The sequence below is a fragment of the Holdemania sp. 1001302B_160321_E10 genome (assembly GCF_015552275.1).
GTDB lineage: Bacteria > Bacillota_I > Bacilli_A > Erysipelotrichales > Erysipelotrichaceae > Holdemania.
Map to the genome: position 1 here is coordinate 42,454 of NZ_JADNEM010000001.1, position 19,388 is coordinate 61,841.

At 48.8% G+C, this 19,388-nt stretch carries 20 protein-coding genes; 15 read left to right on the top strand and 5 right to left on the bottom strand.

Annotated features, from left to right (window positions below):
• Window positions 1-13 precede the first annotated feature (13 nt).
• The 3 genes from I2D94_RS00215 (at window position 14) to I2D94_RS00225 (ending at window position 2,922) form a co-directional block, all read left to right on the top strand.
• Window positions 14-706: an ABC transporter ATP-binding protein gene (locus I2D94_RS00215; protein ID WP_195395195.1), complete on the top strand. Its 693-nt coding sequence runs from the start codon at window positions 14-16 to the stop codon at window positions 704-706.
• A gap of 142 nt (window positions 707-848) precedes the next feature.
• A complete protein-coding gene (locus I2D94_RS00220) occupies window positions 849-1,673 on the top strand; it encodes an SDR family NAD(P)-dependent oxidoreductase (protein WP_229056698.1) in 825 nt (274 codons plus the stop codon).
• 553 nt (window positions 1,674-2,226) lie between these two features.
• Window positions 2,227-2,922, top strand: a complete 696-nt coding sequence (locus I2D94_RS00225) for an MBL fold metallo-hydrolase (RefSeq protein ID WP_195395196.1) — start codon at window positions 2,227-2,229, stop codon at window positions 2,920-2,922.
• A gap of 82 nt (window positions 2,923-3,004) precedes the next feature.
• Here I2D94_RS00225 and I2D94_RS00230 read toward each other — a convergent pair whose 3' ends face one another.
• A complete protein-coding gene (locus tag I2D94_RS00230; RefSeq protein WP_072683289.1) occupies window positions 3,005-3,760 on the bottom strand; it encodes a DeoR/GlpR family DNA-binding transcription regulator in 756 nt (251 codons plus the stop codon).
• 192 nt (window positions 3,761-3,952) lie between these two features.
• On the opposite strand from I2D94_RS00230, the gene I2D94_RS00235 reads away from it, so the two are divergent.
• The 4 genes from I2D94_RS00235 (at window position 3,953) to I2D94_RS00250 (ending at window position 8,944) form a co-directional block, all read left to right on the top strand.
• Window positions 3,953-4,873 carry a 1-phosphofructokinase family hexose kinase gene (locus I2D94_RS00235; RefSeq protein ID WP_195395197.1) on the top strand — a complete coding sequence of 307 codons (921 nt, stop codon included), beginning with the start codon at window positions 3,953-3,955 and terminating at the stop codon, window positions 4,871-4,873.
• Window positions 4,874-4,930: 57 nt separating this feature from the next.
• A complete protein-coding gene (locus I2D94_RS00240) occupies window positions 4,931-6,796 on the top strand; it encodes a glucose PTS transporter subunit IIA (RefSeq protein ID WP_195395198.1) in 1,866 nt (621 codons plus the stop codon).
• Window positions 6,797-6,814: 18 nt separating this feature from the next.
• Complete coding sequence (locus tag I2D94_RS00245) at window positions 6,815-7,909, top strand: alpha/beta hydrolase (RefSeq protein WP_195395199.1); 1,095 nt, start codon at window positions 6,815-6,817, stop codon at window positions 7,907-7,909.
• Window positions 7,910-8,101: 192 nt separating this feature from the next.
• Window positions 8,102-8,944 carry a class II fructose-bisphosphate aldolase gene (locus I2D94_RS00250; RefSeq protein ID WP_195395200.1) on the top strand — a complete coding sequence of 281 codons (843 nt, stop codon included), beginning with the start codon at window positions 8,102-8,104 and terminating at the stop codon, window positions 8,942-8,944.
• A 107-nt stretch (window positions 8,945-9,051) separates the two neighbouring features.
• Here the strand turns inward: I2D94_RS00250 and I2D94_RS00255 are convergent, their stop codons facing one another.
• Entirely contained in the window at window positions 9,052-9,867 is an 816-nt protein-coding gene (locus tag I2D94_RS00255; protein WP_006058203.1) for a BtpA/SgcQ family protein, read from the bottom strand.
• Window positions 9,868-10,069: 202 nt separating this feature from the next.
• On the opposite strand from I2D94_RS00255, the gene I2D94_RS00260 reads away from it, so the two are divergent.
• Both I2D94_RS00260 and I2D94_RS00265 read left to right on the top strand, forming a co-directional pair.
• A complete protein-coding gene (locus I2D94_RS00260; RefSeq protein ID WP_139248535.1) occupies window positions 10,070-10,798 on the top strand; it encodes a hypothetical protein in 729 nt (242 codons plus the stop codon).
• Window positions 10,795-11,580 carry a DeoR/GlpR family DNA-binding transcription regulator gene (locus I2D94_RS00265; RefSeq protein WP_195395201.1) on the top strand — a complete coding sequence of 262 codons (786 nt, stop codon included), beginning with the start codon at window positions 10,795-10,797 and terminating at the stop codon, window positions 11,578-11,580. The genes I2D94_RS00260 and I2D94_RS00265 overlap by 4 nt, the downstream gene beginning before the upstream one ends.
• A 167-nt stretch (window positions 11,581-11,747) precedes the next feature.
• Here the strand turns inward: I2D94_RS00265 and I2D94_RS00270 are convergent, their stop codons facing one another.
• Genes I2D94_RS00270 through ulaG form a run of 3 tightly spaced genes read right to left on the bottom strand, consistent with a single transcriptional unit; the run spans window position 11,748 to window position 14,388 of the window.
• Window positions 11,748-12,398 carry an orotidine 5'-phosphate decarboxylase / HUMPS family protein gene (locus I2D94_RS00270; RefSeq protein WP_006058200.1) on the bottom strand — a complete coding sequence of 217 codons (651 nt, stop codon included), beginning with the start codon at window positions 12,396-12,398 and terminating at the stop codon, window positions 11,748-11,750.
• Window positions 12,395-13,240: an L-ribulose-5-phosphate 3-epimerase gene (locus tag I2D94_RS00275; protein ID WP_195395202.1), complete on the bottom strand. Its 846-nt coding sequence runs from the start codon at window positions 13,238-13,240 to the stop codon at window positions 12,395-12,397. Before I2D94_RS00275 ends, I2D94_RS00270 begins: the two co-directional genes overlap by 4 nt.
• Before the next feature lie 41 nt (window positions 13,241-13,281).
• A complete protein-coding gene (gene ulaG / locus I2D94_RS00280) occupies window positions 13,282-14,388 on the bottom strand; it encodes an L-ascorbate 6-phosphate lactonase (RefSeq protein ID WP_006058198.1) in 1,107 nt (368 codons plus the stop codon).
• A 165-nt stretch (window positions 14,389-14,553) separates the two neighbouring features.
• Between ulaG and I2D94_RS00285 the strand changes: the two genes are divergently transcribed.
• The 6 genes from I2D94_RS00285 (at window position 14,554) to I2D94_RS00310 (ending at window position 19,388) form a co-directional block, all read left to right on the top strand.
• Window positions 14,554-15,183, top strand: coding sequence for a ribulose-phosphate 3-epimerase (locus I2D94_RS00285; RefSeq protein ID WP_072683207.1), 630 nt, complete (start codon window positions 14,554-14,556; stop codon window positions 15,181-15,183).
• 11 nt (window positions 15,184-15,194) lie between these two features.
• Window positions 15,195-15,827, top strand: coding sequence for a class II aldolase/adducin family protein (locus I2D94_RS00290; RefSeq protein ID WP_195395203.1), 633 nt, complete (start codon window positions 15,195-15,197; stop codon window positions 15,825-15,827).
• Window positions 15,828-16,022: 195 nt separating this feature from the next.
• Window positions 16,023-16,484, top strand: coding sequence for a PTS sugar transporter subunit IIA (locus I2D94_RS00295; RefSeq protein WP_229056699.1), 462 nt, complete (start codon window positions 16,023-16,025; stop codon window positions 16,482-16,484).
• Between the two features lie 20 nt (window positions 16,485-16,504).
• Window positions 16,505-17,998: a PTS ascorbate transporter subunit IIC gene (locus tag I2D94_RS00300; RefSeq protein ID WP_006058194.1), complete on the top strand. Its 1,494-nt coding sequence runs from the start codon at window positions 16,505-16,507 to the stop codon at window positions 17,996-17,998.
• Window positions 17,995-18,285, top strand: a complete 291-nt coding sequence (locus I2D94_RS00305) for a PTS sugar transporter subunit IIB (RefSeq protein ID WP_006058193.1) — start codon at window positions 17,995-17,997, stop codon at window positions 18,283-18,285. Before I2D94_RS00300 ends, I2D94_RS00305 begins: the two co-directional genes overlap by 4 nt.
• A 71-nt stretch (window positions 18,286-18,356) precedes the next feature.
• A complete protein-coding gene (locus I2D94_RS00310; protein WP_195395204.1) occupies window positions 18,357-19,388 on the top strand; it encodes a hypothetical protein in 1,032 nt (343 codons plus the stop codon).

A 19,388-nucleotide genomic window follows, 5' to 3' on the forward strand; every position in this document is an offset into this window, starting at 1 on the left:
AAAGGACAACCGCATGTTAAAATTAGTAAACTTAAATTATGGCTATACCGACGGCGCGAATCGCCGCAGCATCCTGCGGGATTGCTCGTATACGTTTGAGGAAGGACGGTTTTACACTATTCTGGGACCTTCCGGCAGCGGCAAGACGACGCTGCTTTCGATCCTGGTCGGCTTAGACAGCGCTGAAAGCGGCGAGATCTGGTACAAGGATGAACAGATCACTCCCAATCGGCTCTATCATTACCGCCGCAATCAGATCGGCATCGTGTTCCAGCAGTACAATCTGATCAACTACCTGACCGGTATTGAAAACGTCGAGCTGGCCATGACGGAAACGGATAACGCCGTGCCCGAAAACCGCCGGGAAATTGCTTACGCGCTGCTTGAAAAGGTGGGGATTGTACGCTCCAAGGCGGAGCGTCCGATTTCCAAACTGTCCGGCGGCGAGCAGCAGCGGATTGCGATCGCGCGGGCGCTGGCTGCCAATGTCGATCTGATCTTCGCGGATGAACCGACCGGCAACCTCGACACGGCGACCGAACAGGAAATCATCCGGATCTTCCGCCTTCTGGCGGAAGACTTCGGCAAGACCGTCATCGTCGTTACGCACTCGGAAACCGTTTCTCGTTTCAGCGATGAGCGGGTGCTGCTGGAAGATGGGCATCTGCATCGGCTGCCGCCGGAGGCGGAGGCGGCAGGGGTCTGAGAACCGGGAGTGCGGAGCAAAGATTGTTCAATATTACAACGAATAAAGCACCGCCAGCTTGAAATGTGAAAAAAGTAACAAAATCATGGCCTTTCAAATCCTGCCGAGGTATAATAGATGTAGTTAAAAGGAGGAACAATTCATGATGATTCAAGATCGATTTGCCGGCAAGGTCATGGTCGTAACCGGCGGTACCTCGGGAATCGGCAAAGCCGTATGTTTAAGAGCGGGCGCGGAAGGCGCGAAGGTCGTGATCGCCGGACGAAATCAGGCGCGCGGCGAAGCGATTGAAAAGGAAATCCGCGAAGCGGGCGGCGAGGCGGTATTCATTCAATGCGACGTTACCAGAAAAGAGGATATTATCAATCTGTATGCCAGGACCGTTGAAATTTACGGACGGCTGGATATCGCGGTCAACAACGCGGGCATCGTCGGCGATTCCAAGAAGATCGAAGATCTGACGGATGACGACTGGTTCAGCGTGGTCAATGCCAATCTGAACGCGATGTTCTATTGCATCCGGGAAGAAATCAAATATATGCTGAAAAATGAAAACGGCGGCGCGATCGTCAACACGGCTTCTGTTGCAGGAATCCGCGCAACCCCGGCGGGACCGGCTTATGTCGCAAGCAAGCACGGCGTCGTCGGTCTGACGAAATCCACAGCGATGGACTATGCCAAAAACAACATCATCTGCAACGCGGTCTGCCCGGCCGGCACCGATACGCCGCTGACTGAAGCGGCCAAGGAAAAGATCTATGCCAAGATCGCCGAATTGAAGGCGCAGGGCATTGATCCTTCCGAATTCATGAAGAATTCCATGATCGCCGGCAAGACCCAGACCCTGCAGGGCCGCAACGCGACTTCGGAAGAACAGGCGTCGACCATTCTGTACTTCGCTTCCGATGAAGCGCGTCACATCACCGGTTCGATCGTCGTCGCCGACGGCGGTTTCACCGTCTATTAAGCCTGAAATCTGATAACCAACCAGGAGAACGGGAGACATCTTCCGTTTTCTTTTTTGTCCTTTGGGAATGAAGGAAAAGAATCGTCAGACGGCGTGATCACTTGAAGCTCAGGATTGAAATTGAATTGGGATCCGAGGCAGAATCATTACGAAATGTGAAACAAATTCGCCAGCTTAAGAAAGTCTTCAGGAAGTTCACGGAACCTTCACCCGTTTTTGATACGAATCCCATAATGTTTGTTTATAATACAAGCATACAAGGAAGGAGGTATCCAGACGAATAATCAGCTGAGAAAGCATAAAAAATAAGTTCCCTTTTCATAAAATAATTTTTCCCCTCTTAAACTATAAAAACAAATTGGAAGGCCGGCTTCCCCTCCGGCCTTTCGAAAGCACCTGCCGCTCCCCTCGGCAGGTTTTTTCTGTTTTTCTTTTAAAAGTAAATTTGATGGAAAGTCCAGTCAGGAAAAGCTTGAAAATTTCCCCAATCTGGCAGAAACTAAAGTTAATCCAGAACGAAGTGTGGATATCGAAGAATCCGGAGGAAATGTCTATGGAAATCAAGCACATACAAGACCATCTGATGAGTGTAGAAGAAGGATATGTCCGTTGTTTTCTGATTGAAGGAGAAACAGGAGCGCTGGTGATCGACGGCGGGGTGGAAACAGGTCTGCGAAAATTTATGGAAAAGCAGACGTCTCAGAAGCTGACGTTTCTGTTGACGCACAGTGATCCTGATCACACGGCGGCCTGCGGCGAGTTTGAAGAAATCCTGCTTCATCCTGCCGAAATGGCCCGGCTGGCGCGGAAACAGAAAATTCAGAACCGATTTGCCGCCATACAGGAGGGGGATTTGCTTGATTTTGAGCCGTATCATTTTGAGGTTGTGCTGATTCCCGGCCATACGCCCGGCAGCATCGCCTTGTGGGAAAAAGAAAAACGGTTTTTGATCAGCGGCGACAGCGTGACGAATGCGACGACGTTTCTGTTTGGCGAGGGCCGGAGTCTGCCGGCGTATTTATGCAGCCTGCGGAAACTGGCGGCGATCGCGGGCCAGCTCAATGTGATCTATGGTTCACATGGACCGGTGGAGGTCCCGCCAACGAGGATCAACGAGTTGATCGCGTTGTGCGAACGGGTGGAACGCGGTGAGATTCACGGGGTGCCGGCCGAGCGTTTTGCGGGCGATATTCAGGAATATCGTCATCAGGGCGCGGCAATTTATTATCCAGCTTTAACTCAAGAATAGAAAAAGACGGCTGTCTTTCTGAGATTCCGGCGGCGATTGCCGGAAAGGCCAGAGAGAGACCGTCTTTTTTTGTCTTGTTGGACTAATCCAGCTTACTTTCGCCATTTGTCAGCTGGTAGCGGATTTGCGAGCGGTCGAAGTCCGGAATCTCATCGCTGAGGATCACGGCCTGATCCAGCCGGGAGAATTTCACCGGATAGAGCTTATTGAACTTGGAGCCGTCTGCCAGAACGAACGTCGAGCTGGAATGGGCGATGACTTTCGCCTTGACGTCTGCCTCCTGTTCGTTGGTCGTCGTGAAGCCGACCTTCTCATGGATGCCGTTAACACCGAGGAATGCGATGTCAAAAAACAGATCGTCCAGCTGGCGCAGCGTGAGATTGCCGGTCACCGCTTCGGTCGTCCAGCGGATCGTGCCGCCCAATAAGATCGTGTGCGTCAAGCTGCGCTTGAGCTTCGCGATATGCGGCAAACCGATCGTGACGACCGTGATGTTTTTCGCGCGCACATAATTCAACATTTCATAGGTGGAACTGCCGGCGTCGACGTAGATCATCTGATTGTCTTTAATCATGCTTGCGGCCAGACGCGCGACCTGATTCTTGCTTGAAATATTGGTTTCGGATTTGATCAGCATCGGCGGTTCTTCGGACTGGCCGTCGTTGAGCCGGACGCCGCCATGATACCGGCTGACCATGTTGAGATCCTCCATCTGCTGCAGATCACGGCGCACCGTCGCCTCGGAAACACGCAGCAGCGAAACCAGCTCACCGACGCTGATCGCGGTGTTTTCGCGGCACAGGTCGATGATGGCCGCCCAGCGTTGTTGTTTTATCATCGTTTTCGCCTCCGGAATCATTATAACATTCATTCGTGTTCCATGATCGAATTTGAGTGAAATAATTCATAATTCAATCAAAAAGAATGATTGCTTCTGTAAATGACCGTGATTGTTTTCGAAAACGATCAAAATATGCTTGAAATCAGTGCTGATATCGCTTACATTGAAAACGCAGGGAGGTATACCACGATGATTATTACACTCACGCTGAATCCTTCGATCGACTACACGCTGACGGTGAATGAACCGCTGCTGGACATCGAGGTGAACCGCACGACTGGTGAACAGATGAAGGTTGGCGGCAAGGGTTTGAATGTTTCGATGATGCTGAATAAGCTGCAAATCCCGTCGCGGGCAATCGCGCTGCTTGGCGGCTTCACCGGCGATTATATTGAACAGGCACTGCGGTCGTATCCGCGGATCAATCTGACGCGGGTGCCGGTCGAGGGCATGAACCGGATCAACGTCAAGCTGTATCATGGGCCGGGCACGCTGTGCGTCAACGCCCGCGGGCCGGAAGCCGGAGCTTCTGTCCGGCAGACGCTCTTAGACTTGCTGGAAGCGGCAGGACCGGACGACTGGGTGCTGGTGTGCGGCAATATGATGCGCGGGTTGGATGCGGATTTTCTGACTGGGCTGTGCGCGAAAGTGCATCAGCGGCAGGCCAGACTGGTCATCGACATGGAAGCTTTGTCCCCCCAGTTAATTCAACGGTGCCGGCCGGATTTGATCAAACCCAACTTCTACGAGTTCAAACTGCTGACCGGACAGCCTGACCTGACGCTTGACGAACTGCCGCAAGCGGCCGCGAAGCTGCGCGAAAGCAGCGTCGGCAACATTCTTGTTTCGTTGGGGGCAGAGGGCGCTCTGTTGGCAGCCTCTGACGGGATTTACCGACTGAGCCAGGAGCCCGTCGCGGCGGTCAATCAGGTCGGTTCCGGCGACGCGATGCTGGCGGCGTTTGTCGGCCGGTTATCCGAAGGCCGGTCCAAAGCGGAAGCGCTGGCCTGGGCCGGGGCGGCAGGAAGCAGCGTCGCGATGACCCATGATGAAGTGAGCGCCGGCCAGATCGCTCAAGGACTTCACCGCATGCACGTTCACAAGCTCTAATCCAGCTGCCGGCCATCAAACTGATGGAATCCGAAGAAAAAAGAGGAGAGAAAAACCATGGCAAAAAAATTGAATTACGCCGACATGGCCGCCGCGATCATTACGCAGCTGGGCACTCAGGAAAACCTCACCAACGTCAATCACTGCGCGACCCGGCTGCGCGTGGTTGTCCGCGATCCATCCAAGGTTGACGCCGCGGCGCTGAAGAAGATCGACGGCGTGCTGGGCGTCGAGGTCCGCGAGAATCAGGTTCAGGTTATCGTCGGGCAGATCATCGAGGATCTGTTTCTCGAAGTGGAAAAACGCGTTGGGAAGTCCAGCGCCGGGGGAGCGGAGAAGCCGAACGAAAAAAAGCTTGTCGCAATCTTCTCCAATTTCCTGCAGCTGATGGCGGGGATCATGAGTCCGGTCATTCCGTCCCTGATCGCCGCCGGCTTTCTGACCTGTCTGTTATTGCTTCTGAATCTGGTCTTCGGGCTGGAATCGACCAATTCCACCTATGTCATTCTGAATAACCTGGCACAATCCGTCTTCTACTTCCTGCCGGTCTTCGTCGCTTACACCTCCGCAAAGAAATTTGACACGGAACCGGTGCTGGCGATGCTGCTGGCCTGCTGGCTGCTGTACCCGGATTGGGTAGCGATGGCTGCAGCCGGCGGCTATACGAGCTATTTCGGTATTCCGGCGTTGTTGACAACGTATAACGGCGCGGTCTTACAGATCATTCTGTCAGTCTGGGTGATGTCCAAAATCGACCAGCTGCTGAAAAAAGCGCTGCCGCTGTCAGTCCGTCATTTCTTAAAGCCGTTCCTGCTGATTCTGATCACGTCAATCATCACGCTGACGCTGACCGGTCCGTTAGGCGGGTTAGTCACGAATTATATCGCGATGTTCATCGCCTGGATCCGCAATTATGCCAGCTGGGCGGCGGTGCCGGCGATCATCATCTTTGCCAGCACGATCGGTCTGTTATGCCCGGGCTTCCATCTGGCGCTGATTCCGATCGCGACGACCAGTCTGGCCACAGTCGGCTACGACGATTTCATCAATATCTGGTTCTTCTGCTGCACGATCACGCCGGGCTTCATCGCGCTGGCCGTGGCGTTAAAAACCAAGAACCGCCGGTTAAAGGAAATTGCGTTCCCGGCTTCGATCTCAGCACTGTTCGGCGGCATTTCCGAGCCAACGACCTATGGTATCTCCTATAAAATGCCGAAGGTTTACTTCTGCAGCATTGCGACTTCGCTGATCACCGGGCTGTACGCGGGCATCGTGCATCTGAAATGCTTTGGCTTCGGCGGCTATTCACTGACGAATATCCTGCTTTATCTGGGCGAAAACGGCGATACGACAAACTTCATTAAAGCGTTAATCGGCGTCGGCATCATGGCGGTCTGCTCGTTTGTCTTCGTGTTGATGACAAAGTGGGACGACAGCGTCTATAACGAGGAAGCGGACGAAACTGAAAACGCAGCAGTGGCTCTGACGTCCGTCGAGCTGTCCGCACCGGCGCAGGGCGCGTATATCGCGCAGGAAAACATTGCCGATCCGGTCTTCGCGGCCGGTACGCTCGGCGCCTGCTTCGGCATCCGCCCTGAAACTGACGATGTTTTCGCACCGGTGGACGGCGTGATCAATTCCATCGCTCCGACCCGGCACGCCATCACGATCAAGGCGGCCGGCGGGGCCGAGGTGATGGTGCATATCGGCATCGACTCGATGAAGTTGGAAGAGCAGGAAATTGAAACACTTGTGCAGATCGGCCAGACCGTCAAACGGCATCAGCCGATCGCCAGGATCGACCGTGAAGCCTTCGCAGCGAAACAAATGGACGATTCGATTATCGTCATTCTGTTAAACAGCGCGGCTTACGCTCAGGTTCATGCCGATGATCAGCGGCAGCAGCTGATCGCCGCGGCATAGAGAAACGGAGGAATCGGAATGCGGAAATATGCGAAACAGCTGTTGGATCAAATCCACGCGAAGGAACATGTTGAAACCGTGGACGGCGTTCCTGTCTTGATGAAACCGGTGCCGGACGACGACCGGCCGCATGTGCTGGATCCGCGGCTGCTGGAAGTGATCCGGATGAAACGGAAAATGTTTGCCCGGCGGGCACAGAAGGGTTACCGGCTTTCACAGGAGCGTTATCGTCCGGATAAAGTGACAGAGGATTTGTGTACTGTGGAAATCGACGTGGATGAGCGGCTGATTGATATCGGTCACGATCATAAAATTGACATTTATCTCTATCGGCGTCAATCCGATCAAGGCTGCCTGCCAGTGCTTGTCTATCTCCATGGCGGCGGCATGACGGCCGGGGATATGCGGCTGTTTGCCAATCAGATGCGGTTGATCGCTGAACTGGCTCATGCCGTGGTGGTGTTTCCGGAATATCGGCTGGCCCCGGAATGTCCGTATCCCGCGTCGATTGACGACGCCTGGGGAACGGTGCAGTGGGTTGCGGAACATGCCGACGAGCTGAACGTCGATCTGAACCGCCTGATGGTGGCCGGCGACAGTGCGGGCGGCGCACTGACAAACGCTTGTTTATTAAAGGATGAGAACGGTCTGATCAAAAAAGCATTTGAAATCTATCCCGCCGTGGACAGCACGGATTACCGCAGACAAACGCGGTATGTCTGGTCCTATGACGCGTATCCGATTCTTGAAGAACAGCGGGAAGAAGCCTTCAGCCGGATCGACCGGATTAAAAACAGCGCCGGCGTAAGCGAGGCGGAAAGTCTGTATCTGCAGGGGAAGACCAGCTATGAGAATCCGCTGGTTTCCGTAATTTACGCCCCGGCGGAAAGAATGGCGCAATTCCCGCCGATGGTGATCGTCAGCGCGGAATATGATTACCTGCGTGTCGGCAGCGATTATTTTGCCAGCCTGCTGCAGGAGGTGGGCGTTAACGTGAAGTCGGTGCGCTACTGCGGTTGTGATCATGGCTTCCTCGATCTGCTGGGGACGATCGTACAGGCGGAGGATCTCTGCGGTTTGATCGCTGAAGAAATCCGCGCGATGAACGGATAAACGATCAGGGAGACGGCCGAACCCGTCTCCTTTTTCCTCCATTTCGGCCCAGTTCAGGTTTTCTTTGTGATTGGTGCAGTTTAGGCGTGCGCCGGTCTGGGACGTGTGCGATAATGAGGGCAGAGAAGCGAGTCAGAAAAGCGTATCGTTTGAAACAGCCATCCGGGAGTGGATGGGGGAGGAGTGAAATTCATGTTGGTAACGATGAAAGAAATTCTCGACAAGGCCAGCGCCGGCAATTACGCGGTGGCGGCCCCGAATCTGTGGACGGAGCTGGACGCCCGGGCGGTGATCGACGCGGCGGAAGAGCTGCGGGCGCCGTTAATCCTGGATATCGCCTACCCGGCCAATCCGGATCTGTTTCTGCTTTGTCAGATCGCGCGGTATTTCGCTCAGCGCTCAGCCATTCCGGTCGCGATTAACCTCGATCACGGCGGCGCGAAGAAAGAAGTGCTGGAAGCGTTCAGAGCCGGATTTACGTCCGTCATGATCGACCGGTCGGCGTGCCCGTTTGACCAGAATGTGCGGGAGGTCAGGGAAATTGTCGAGCTGGCGCATGCGCTGAACATTTCCGTGGAAGCCGAACTGGGCCATGTCGGCATGGCGGATCAATATGAAACCGACGGCGGCGCAGCGCTGACGGATCCGGAAACTGCGGCGGAATTCATCCGGTTGACCGGCGTGGATTGTCTGGCGGTGGCTGTCGGCACAGCGCACGGCGCTTATCCCAAGGGCATGAAGCCGAAGCTGGATTTTGAACGGCTCGCGGCGATCAAGGAAAAGACCGGTCATTTCCCATTGGTGATGCACGGTTCCTCCGGCACCGATAATGAAACGCTGCGGAAGGCCTGCCGGATGGGGATTAATAAAGTGAATATCGCCAACGATCTATGTCAGGCCGCGGCCAAGGCGGCGAAAACCGCCGATCTTGAAGGCAATCATGCCTATGATCTCAGCGCGGTGATCTATGAAGCAGTCAAGACGAAGATGATGGAGATGATCGGGGTCTATGGTTCCGCTGGGAAAGCGGGTTAAAGTATTTCATTCGCTTTAGAAGAATATAAAATAAAATCCACAGAGCTTGGGAGTACGGCTCATGTGGATTTTATTTTTATGACAGGAGTAACCCGGTATTCGTCTTTTTATAATGTTTTTCTGAATTCTTTAACGATATCCATGAATTCTTTAACCCGCTGTTCATCAACCGCGTTTTCGAAAATGCCGTCAATTTTGAAGGTTGTCGCGCAGACCGCACCGTCAGCGACGGATAACTGCCGTGTGATATTATCTTTATTGCAGCCTGTATTGCAAAGAATTGGCGTACGCTTCACTGAGTTTTTGACAACAGAGAGAACCTGCGTATCGGTTTCGCTGCCGGCAGTCAAGCCGGAAACACATAAGGCGTCAGGACGATTGTTAAATTCCGTGGATTTCGCGATTTCCGCGATATTTCTATCTGCCAGATATTTTGCGGCTTCCGGGACAATGTTGAATAACATTTTAACGTCCTGTGCGCCGATTGCCATTTTGTGACGTACCGTTTTCCCAACGTTTGTATTCCATAAGCCAAAATCAGAGGCATAAACGCCGGAAATGATTTCACGGATAAATTTGGCGTCAACCGCAACCGCCAGGTCTAAGGAAGCGATAGGATCCCAAAGGCAGTTCACGCCATAAGGAACGGTAATTTCTTTCTTTAATTCACCGATAACATGAGCCATGGCCGCGATCGTTACCGGCTCAACTTTCGTCAGATAGGGCAGCGAAAATTCATTGGAAAACATGATGGCATCGACGCCGCCGTTCTGCAATGCGTGAAGGTCTCTTCTGGCGCAGTCCAGAACCTTAGCCATTCCCCCCTGCTTATCGTAATAAGGGTCTCCAGGAAGCGGCTGCAGGTGGCACATCGCGATGATCGGTTTTTTTACACCAAATAATTCTTCTAGCCAGTTGTTCATAATTAATCAATCCTCCTTGAACAACCCCATTATAGTGCAACCAATTTTATGTTTCTAGTGATCAATAATGATCAATCATATAACGAATTAATTGTTCATAAATCATAAAATTTGTCTATAAACGAAAAAAATAGGAAAAATAATAGAAAACATTCATAAAAAATCAATCATAAGTGTTATAATGGAAGCGGAGGAACAGAAGATGAAAAAATATTCAATGAAACAACGGATCGTTACTATGGTAAACGCGGCGATTTTTTTAGGCTTTCTGGGATTAACGCTTTCAATGTTTTTTGAATCAAAGAAAACAGGACTGGATTGGGCAATGCTGCTGATCTGTCTCGGTATCTTTGCGTGCGCGCTCTATTATGAGTATTTAAAGTATTTATATAACGATGCTCTGTATACTTTAAACTTTTTACTAAATCCGCAATCCGCAGAGGAGAAATATAAAAATTTATGCAAACTCGATATCACCCATAATTATGAAAAAAATACAGGGATTTTTGAGGTAATGATTTCAATCGAGAAAAACGACCCTGTTAAAGCACTGGAATTGATTAAAAAAAATGAAAAGAGATTTAGAAGCAATGTTGAATTGTTAATCATTATGTATTATTATCAAATCAGAGCTTATCTGTTGTTGGGAAATGCTAAAAAAGTAAATGAAGTTTACAGCGACGCTCAGGTAATTCGGAAAATGAAAAAAAGACCGAATATCATCAATTATCATGAGTTGGACGGATTGCATGAACTGGCATTGGGAAATAAAAAGAAAGCCTGCGACTATTTCAAACAGGTGGATGGTTCAAAAATGAATCCCAAGGAAATCCTCTTTATTTACAGTCAGTTGGCAGAACTCACCGCAGGTGAGGAACGTGCGGAGTATCAGCGCAGAATAGCGCAATTAAAAGGAGTTGCAAATCCATGAAAGTAAGCAAAGCGATAGTCAATGACCGGCGGATTAAAATTATGCGTCTGATTGAGGAAAAACGTTCAGTCAGCGTGGATGAGCTTGTCGAAAAATATCATGTTTCTCCAATCACAATTCGCCGCGATCTCCAGTATTGGGAAGACAAGGGAGCGATTATTCGAAATTATGGAGGAGCATCGTTAATCCAGGAATTTGTTGAAGATGAAGAATATGAAAGAACGACCTTTCAAAAAGCAATCGCCAAGAGGGCAGCTTTATATATTGAGGAAGACGACGTCATCTTTATTAATTCCAGCACAACAGCTTTAATGATCGTCGATTATATTAAGGACAAACACGTAACGATTATTACCAATAATGCCAGAGCGATTAATTATACGCCGGATCCCAAGGTTCTCATCATATTCACCGGCGGGGAGGTGCGCTTCCCTAAAAATTCAATGACTGGAGATTTTGCGGTGGCGGCCCTGAATAATATTACGGCGACCAAGTGTTTTGTAGGCTGCAGCGGTTTGACTGAGAATGGAATCTCAACAGGTTTAATGAAAGAGATGTTAATCAATCAGACCATGATCAAGCGGACAAGCGGCCAACGCTTCGTTTTATGCGACAGTACGAAGATCGGCGTCAGTTATTCATTCTTCTATTCCAGTTTGAAAGGCTTTGATTATCTGATAACGGATGTGAAAGCAGATGACGAAGTGATCGAAAAAGTAAAAGAGAATACCGGAATTAACGTCATCAAAGTGGAACCGCTAAAAGGCGGATGGAAAATATAAAATTGAGCTGTATGAAAAATGAGCGCGGTGTCGGAAAGCGGTAGCCTGATCTCCATGAAAAGCTCATTTTCAATACAGAAAGTCTCAGAATAGAAAAAGAAACAAAACCGGATCTCCATAATGAAAAAGCAATGAAATCTTTGAGCGGATTTCATTGCTTTTTTCGATTATGACCAGATTTCTTTGATTTTTTCTTTCATTCGGCGAGCTTCTTTAGCTGGATCCGCAGCTTTGCGGATTGCCCGCCCAAAGATGAAACAGGATACCGGGATCCCTCGGAATTTCTCCAGATCGTCATAGCCGATACTGCCGGTAGCCGCAACGTCGATACCCATGTCGCATAATTTTTTTAAAGTGGCGATTTCTTCTTCATCCCAACCGCCGGGTTTATCGCCGGAATGCTGCAGCGTCAGCTGGGAGATGCCTAATTCTTTCCACAGTTTAACGTCCTCAAAGCTCCAATGGCCATACAATTCGATTTGCAGCTTTGTGTTTAATCCGCGCTTTTTCGCTTCTGCCTGAACAGAAGTAATCGTGCCTGGCTCGCAGGCGCATAAAATCGTCGTGAAATCCGGCCGGCCATCCAAAAGCATTCCGCCAATTTTGCTTCCAGCATCCACAATTTTCAGATCGGCAAGCAAAGGCTTGTTCGGGTACATCTCCCGGAAAATTTTTACGACGCGGGCACCTTCCGCAGCGATCAGGGAATAACCGCATTCCAGAATATCAACTTCGTCGACAACACCGGTCTGGCAATCGCGGATCGCTTCTTCGGTGCTGGAACAGTCTAAAGCAAGCTGCACTGTAGGGATTTTCATTCTTTGTTCTCCTCCTTTATTTTATTTCTTAAAAAACGTTGAATACTTGGAAGCTGGCGAATAAAACCAAGTTCTTCTTCACACCAGACTTCTGCTGTAAAAGTCCCTTGGAAATCAGTATTTTTAAAGTGTCTCAGGACGCTGTTGAAATCGACTAATCCCGTTCCATAGGGAATATTGTGTTCGTCTTTTGAAATAGCGTCCTTGAGATGACAGGCCACAATTTCACCCTGACCGCCGGCGAGGTCGCTCACGACGTCGAATCCGTTATAAGCGACATTTCCAGTATCGGCATAAAGCTTAAACTGAGGATGATTCACCTTCCTGACAAACGCCGCGCATTGAGTAATTGTGGAAAAATGAGGCACATCTTCCAGGACCTCCATGGCCAGCGTGACCGGATAAGCCTGAATCAATTCCAGAATTTCAAATAATGAGGAAGCAAAACGGATTCTGGTGTCCGCGGTGCTTTCTTTTTGATAGACGTCATAAGGCGCTAACTGAATGATCGGAATCTTTAATTTTGCAGCGAGGATGATCGCTTTTTTTACAATTTCAATGCCTGCGTCAGAACGCTTTGGATCGCCTAAGGGATAGAAGCGGTTGGCGCTGAGTGCCATTGTTTGAAACGGCATCTCAAAATGATCGGCAAGTTTTCTCAATTCCGCGATCATCTCATCCGTCCAATCCAGACGTTTGATTCTTGGATCTTTGCCGTCGATGCTCAGTTCGATATAATCAAAACCGGCCTTTTTGGCAATGACGAATTTATCGCGCCAGGATAGAGCCAGGGGGATTCCTTTTTCATAAATTCCAAGAGGAATGCGTTCTAAATCTGTCATGACAAAAGAAGGAACAACCCGAAAGCTGTTCCTGACAAAGTTTAGAGGAAACTTGGGAATGGCAGATTTATATCGTGTGTAAAGATATCGTCAAACCCTCTTGGATAGTTATATGAAATCTTATCTTTATCATCCGGATAAACGAATTTTCCGCCAACTTCCCAAATAAACGGCTTGAATTTATATTGCAGGCGATTCTTGCGCATATACCACAGAACGAGAATTTCGTTGGTATCCGCTTTGAAATTTGTCCACAAATCATGATGGTAAGGAATCATGACTTTCGTATTCAAGTCTTCGCCCATTCTTAAAATATCGCTGGCTGTCATCTTATCAGTAATTCCGCGAGGATTTTCGCCGAAAGAACCGAAAGCAACGTCGATGTCAAATTGATTTCCGTGCTTGGCATACATATTGCCGAAGTGGGAATCGCCGCTGTGGTAAATTGTTCCGCCCGGCGTTTTTACGACATAGCTGACTGCGCGATCATCCATGTCGTCACAGGGCAGTCCCTTGATGTCGCCATGCGGCGGAGCGGTAATTAAAATCGTCCGGTCAACGGATTCAACGGCAGTAACTTCAATGTCTTTAATTTTGATGACGTCGCCTGGACGGACGGTAATCAGCCTTTCTTCCGGCACGCCCCAGCTGCGCCATAAATCCGTGGCAAATTTGGAACCGATGAATGGGACGTCCCGTTCTTCACCGTTGATGATTGTTTTCTTCTTGACGTTGCTTAAAACCGCGGCGGCAAGATTGATGTCGATATGATCGGTATGGGTGTGGGAAGCAAAAACAGCGTCGATTTCAGTAACCGCAAACGGATCAAGAACGGCTGGAACGGCCCGCAGGTTTGGCTGGAGCTGACGGGCTCCGGACATTCTGGCCATCTGATGATCCGGATCCATCATCTTTCGCTTTCCCTGATCATCATAGTGGGAACGTTTTCCTGAACCGCACCAATAATCCATCGCTATATTTGTGTTGTTTTCAGTTTTAATCCATAAACCGGTGCAGCCCAGCCACCACATGGCAAAAGTTCCTTTTTTTACTGTGGTTTCGGCAATTTCTTCATTGAGCCAGGTTCCCCATTCCGGGAAGGTGCCGAGGACCCATTTTTCGCGTGTTACGTCGTTTACGTTAGGCATTTTATGACCTCCTTTAATTTATGTTTTCATTATACATGCCAGTTTTTAGGATGAATAGCCTTTTATATGAACGATGTGAACGTTTTAAGAATAAAAATAAGAATGATATAGCAGAATGTGCTTAAAAGAATATAGAATGAAAACAGAATCAAAGGAGGGGATACCATGAAGATTTATCCATCAATAGCCTCTGCCGATCCGTTACGAATCGCAGAGGAGCTTGACAAGATCAGAGGACATCCACGAGTCCATGTGGATATCGAAGACGGTAATTTTCTGCCGAATATCACATTCGGTCAGAAAACGGTCAGAAAACTGATGCAGGATCCGGATTTTGTTTATGATCTGCATCTGTTGACGACACGTCCATACGAGTTTCTGCAGCAGATCAGCGACTGTCATTTTTCCCATATCTGTTTTCATTTCGAAGCTTCGGCTTATCCACTTCGGGAAATCAATCTGATCAGAAAAATGGGAGCTAAGCCGGGCATTGCGTTGAATTTTAAAACGGGAATCAGAGAATTGACTCCCTTTTTGTCCCAGATAGAGTATCTTCTGATCATGACTGCGGAGCCGGATGGCGAAGAAGAAAAATTCCAATCAAGCATGCTGGAAAAAGTGAAAGAAGCCCGCGAGTATTTGCCGCATAATGTTGAAATTTGGGCGGATGGAGGAATAAACGAAGGAAATATTTACCAATTAAACGAGGCTGGCGCGGATGCTATGATTATGGGAAGAGCTGTTTGGAATTGTGATAACCCACTTGAAAGTATTCGTCGTTTTGAAAAAATATAGGAGGAAAAACGATGTACGAAAATGAGAAACGGGCCATTTTGGATGCCTGCTTAAAAATGAAGGAATATCATCTGATATCGCTGACTGGAGGCAACGTTTCCATGGCGGTGGACGAAAACCGATATTTAGTAACACCGTCAGGCATGTTGTATGAAAAGATGACGATTGAGGATATTGTTCTGATCGATCATGATTGTCAGGTTATAGAAGGAAAGCGCAAACCTTCTTCCGATGCTTCAGCTTTAATTTATATCTTTGATCATCTGCCGGTAAAAGCGATCATTCATACTCACCAGCCTTATGCCACGGCGATAGGGTTTAATAACGACTCTTTGCCCGCTTGTATGGTAACGTTAATTGACGCGGCGCATGCACGGATTCCCGTTGCGCCGTTTACGCCTTCCTCGAATGTCGGCATGGGGCAGCTGGCTGTGAAATATGCCAATGATGCGACCGCATTGATTATGAAGCATCATGGCGTAATCGCCTATGGCAAAGATCTTGAAGAAGCGCTGTATTCTGCGGTTTATCTTGAGGAAGCGGCGAAGACCTATTGCATGGCGCGGATCATGGGGGCGGTTCCTGAACTTTCTGAAGACGAGATTGCAAAAGAGTCTGCGGGTTGGCTGAACTACGGACAGTAGGAGATAACAATAATCTTGTCAGACTTAAAATAGAACATAAAAATGATTAAATAATCATTAAATGTTATCAAAACTGGGCTGATTATTGGGAATAAAGAGACAAAAATCTTAAATATGAACAATGATTCATATAATTAATTGAAAGCGGTTTCTTGGCGTGTTACACTTTAATCAGCTTAAGCGGGAAAGGAGGGCTTGGAAATTCTTAAGGATATCGTTGATTCAAAGCATTACATTTTTTGCGAAGGTTTTTCCGACTGGACAGAGGCGATCAAGGCAGCGGCAGCTCCGCTGCTTGCCGAGGGGATTATTGAAAACACGTATGTTGACGCCATCATTGAAAATGTTAAAGAATATGGACCGTACATTATAATTGCCCCCGAAGTAGCCATGCCGCATTCAACGTTAGGCGGAGCTGGAGTGCATGATACGTGCATCAGCTTCATGAAAACAGAAAAACCAGTGGTTTTTGATCCCAACGATCCAACTAAAAATGCTCGTTTGTTCTTTACTTTAGCAGCTACCGATAATGAAAAACATTTGAGCAATATGGTTGCATTAGCTGAATTTTTACTTAAAGAGGGGGCCATTGAAGACTTATTAAAAGCAAAAAATGCCGATGACTTGATGAAAGCACACTGCAAATATTCTGAATAATTACTAATAAGGAGGGTATTATGGGATTTCTCGAATTGATTTGGGCGTATTTTGTTAACAATTTCTTGACTCAGCCAGCATATTTCATCGGTTTACTGGTCATCATCGGCTACATGTTGATGAAAAAACCTTTCCACGAATCCTGCGCCGGATTTATTAAAGCGGTTGTAGGTTACAAAATTCTGACGGTGGGTTCAGGCGGATTAAGCAGCACCTTCAAGCCGATTATTGCGGCGCTGCAGGATAAGTTTAATCTGAGCGCTATCGTTCTGGATACATATATGGGCCAGGCGGCAGCGCAGTCCGCCTTGGAAGCTGCCGGGAAGTCCTTCTCCCAGGCGATGCTTCTGTTATTGTTTGCCTTTGTCTTTAACTTGCTGCTGGTTAAGTTCCAGAAATATACGAAGATGCGTGCCGTCTTTACGACCGGTCATATTCAGACGCAGCAGGCGACCATCGCTTTCTGGTTTATCTTCACCTGCTTCCCGCAGCTTGGCGACTGGCCGCTGATGTTGATCATGTCGGTTCTGCTGGGACTGTATTGGGCGGTCGGATCAAACTTAACGGTTGAAGTAGCTCAGAATCTGACGGATGGCGCGGGGTTCTGCGTTGCCCATCAACAGATGTTCGGCATTGCGATCTGGTCGGCGATTGGCTATAAGTTCTTCAAGGGAAAAGATGGAAAAGTTAAGCGTCTTGAAGATTACGAACTGCCGGGCTGGCTGTCTATTTTTAATGAAGATATGGTTTCCACAGCTTTACTGATGACGCTCTTCTTTGCGGTAATTCTGCTGGTACTGGGTAAAGATTATCTGGTCAGCGCCGGTATGTTGGGCGAAGGCAAGAGCTTCCTGTTCTATATTCTGGATACCTCACTGGCCTTTGCGGTTTACCTGTCAATCCTGAAACTCGGCGTCAGAACCTTCGTCGGTGAACTGACGGCGTCCTTCCAGGGCATTCAAAGCAAATTGCTGCCGGGCGCTATCGTCGGCGTCGACTGCGCCGCGGGCTATGGCTTCGGTTCTGAAAATGCAGTGACCTTTGGCTTTATGTTCGGTGCGTTAGGTCAGTTCCTGGCTATCATCGGTCTGATTCTCTTTAAATCGCCGGTTCTGGCGATTGCGGGATTCGTCCCTGTCTTCTTCGATAATGCGACGATCGCGATTTATGTCAATGCGAAAGCAGGCGCAAAAGCGGCGATGGTCACAACCTTCTTCTCCGGTATTCTGCAGGTTGTCTGCTCTGTCATTGCGGCGATGGCCTTCACTTATAACGGTATCGGCGTGGTTGAATTCGGCGGATACATGGCAATGTTTGACTGGGCGGTAATCTGGCCGATCTTCACCTTCATCATGAAGTACCTGTCGTATATCGGCGTTGCGATCGTTATTCTGGTACTGGTCATGATTCCTCAGCTGCAGTACAAAAAAGATCCGGAAGGATACTTCCTGTGTGTCAGCGATTATGAAGCTTATAAAGAACACATGAAAAAGAAAGAGGCGGCTGCTTTATGATTAAAATCTTAATTTGCTGCGCGAGCGGATCGGGGACCAGCCAGCTGATGGCGATCACCGCTCAGAAAGCCTGTAAAAGCGCAGGCGTGGAGGCCAATGTCAAGCACTGCCCGATTGCCGAGGGAAAATCATCTGCACGAAACTATGATCTCGTGCTGACCTCTCCGGCTTTCATCAAAATGTTTGATTCTGCCAAAGCTGCGGGCGTCAATGTTTATCCGCTGAAAAATCCGCTTTCTCAAGATGAAATTATTGCTGCTCTGAAAGCGGCGGGATACATTTCTTAAATTCAAAGAAGTAGAAGAGAGCTATCCTGACCGATAGCTCTTCTTTCTTCACGACTGACGGGAGGTAAATAATGAAATTTGAGAAGATTCATTTAGATGACATCACACGCTGTTATTGTGCGAGTTCCATCACGATCGGCAAAGAAGTGTACGCTTTGTTTGCCAGTGAAAATCCGGAAAGCGTATGTTATTCCTATTCCGGCAAAAATTTTGAAAACCGTGAGGTTGTCTGGAATGATCGCGGCGGCTGTATGTCGATCGTTCCATTTCAGACAAGAGAAGGCGAGTTTCTGGCGGTCAACGAATTCTATCTGAAAGTGACTCCAAGCCTGGCAAAAATTGTTCATGGCCGAAAAACAGAAAATGGCTGGGAGATCGAGGATGTCTTCTCACTGCCTTATCTGCATCGGTTTGATCTGTATCATGTCGATGGAATTGATTATCTGATCTGCGCGACGATTGCCAGAAATAAACAAAATAAAGAAGACTGGAGCGAACCGGGGCAGATCTACGTCGGTGTTTTAGGCCCGGATTGTTCCCAGGGTGTTGCGTTAACTCTGCTGGTCGACGGGTGTTACCGCAATCATGGCTACTGCCGGGGAACTTATGAAGGGCGTGTCTGCGGTTATTTTTCCAGCGACCAGGGTGTGCTGCGGGTGCTGCCGCCGGATAGTCCTGACGGAGAATGGCGGGTTGAAAAGATTCTTGAGGGTCAGGTTGGCGAGATCGCCTTTGCCGATATCGACGGCGACGGCTTGGAAGAAATGATGACCATTGAACCTTTCCATGGAAATTCCATGAAAATTTATAAATTAAAAGAAGGACGCTATGAATGTGATTTTGTCTATCCGACAGAAGTGGATTTTGCGCATACGCTGGTGGGCGCTCAATTAAATGGAAAACCTTGTTTTGTAGGCGGCGTCCGGCGGGTGAACGCAGAACTCTTTGTCATCCGCTTTCAGAATGGAAACTATGAGGTGACTTCTGTTGAAGACGGCGTTGGTCCGGCAAACGTGGCAGTGATTCATAAAGAGGGGATTGACTATATCCTCTCCGCAAATCATACAAAAAATGAAGCTGCAATCTATAAGGTAGTGGAATAG

Bases quoted from the DNA above. Each gene is read 5' to 3' on its own strand.
- I2D94_RS00255 (WP_006058203.1), bottom strand. From the start codon at position 9,867: ATGAACAACTGGCTAGAAGAATTATTTGGTGTAAAAAAACCGATCATC.
- I2D94_RS00245 (WP_195395199.1), top strand. From the start codon at position 6,815: ATGCGGAAATATGCGAAACAGCTGTTGGATCAAATCCACGCGAAGGAA.
- ulaG (WP_006058198.1), bottom strand. From the start codon at position 14,388: ATGCCTAACGTAAACGACGTAACACGCGAAAAATGGGTCCTCGGCACC.
- I2D94_RS00240 (WP_195395198.1), top strand. From the start codon at position 4,931: ATGGCAAAAAAATTGAATTACGCCGACATGGCCGCCGCGATCATTACG.
- I2D94_RS00285 (WP_072683207.1), top strand. From the start codon at position 14,554: ATGAAGATTTATCCATCAATAGCCTCTGCCGATCCGTTACGAATCGCA.
- I2D94_RS00250 (WP_195395200.1), top strand. From the start codon at position 8,102: ATGTTGGTAACGATGAAAGAAATTCTCGACAAGGCCAGCGCCGGCAAT.
- I2D94_RS00230 (WP_072683289.1), bottom strand. From the start codon at position 3,760: ATGATAAAACAACAACGCTGGGCGGCCATCATCGACCTGTGCCGCGAA.
- I2D94_RS00235 (WP_195395197.1), top strand. From the start codon at position 3,953: ATGATTATTACACTCACGCTGAATCCTTCGATCGACTACACGCTGACG.
- I2D94_RS00270 (WP_006058200.1), bottom strand. From the start codon at position 12,398: ATGAAAATCCCTACAGTGCAGCTTGCTTTAGACTGTTCCAGCACCGAA.
- I2D94_RS00300 (WP_006058194.1), top strand. From the start codon at position 16,505: ATGGGATTTCTCGAATTGATTTGGGCGTATTTTGTTAACAATTTCTTG.
- I2D94_RS00265 (WP_195395201.1), top strand. From the start codon at position 10,795: ATGAAAGTAAGCAAAGCGATAGTCAATGACCGGCGGATTAAAATTATG.
- I2D94_RS00305 (WP_006058193.1), top strand. From the start codon at position 17,995: ATGATTAAAATCTTAATTTGCTGCGCGAGCGGATCGGGGACCAGCCAG.
- I2D94_RS00220 (WP_229056698.1), top strand. From the start codon at position 849: ATGATGATTCAAGATCGATTTGCCGGCAAGGTCATGGTCGTAACCGGC.
- I2D94_RS00225 (WP_195395196.1), top strand. From the start codon at position 2,227: ATGGAAATCAAGCACATACAAGACCATCTGATGAGTGTAGAAGAAGGA.
- I2D94_RS00260 (WP_139248535.1), top strand. From the start codon at position 10,070: ATGAAAAAATATTCAATGAAACAACGGATCGTTACTATGGTAAACGCG.
- I2D94_RS00290 (WP_195395203.1), top strand. From the start codon at position 15,195: ATGTACGAAAATGAGAAACGGGCCATTTTGGATGCCTGCTTAAAAATG.
- I2D94_RS00275 (WP_195395202.1), bottom strand. From the start codon at position 13,240: ATGACAGATTTAGAACGCATTCCTCTTGGAATTTATGAAAAAGGAATC.
- I2D94_RS00215 (WP_195395195.1), top strand. From the start codon at position 14: ATGTTAAAATTAGTAAACTTAAATTATGGCTATACCGACGGCGCGAAT.
- I2D94_RS00310 (WP_195395204.1), top strand. From the start codon at position 18,357: ATGAAATTTGAGAAGATTCATTTAGATGACATCACACGCTGTTATTGT.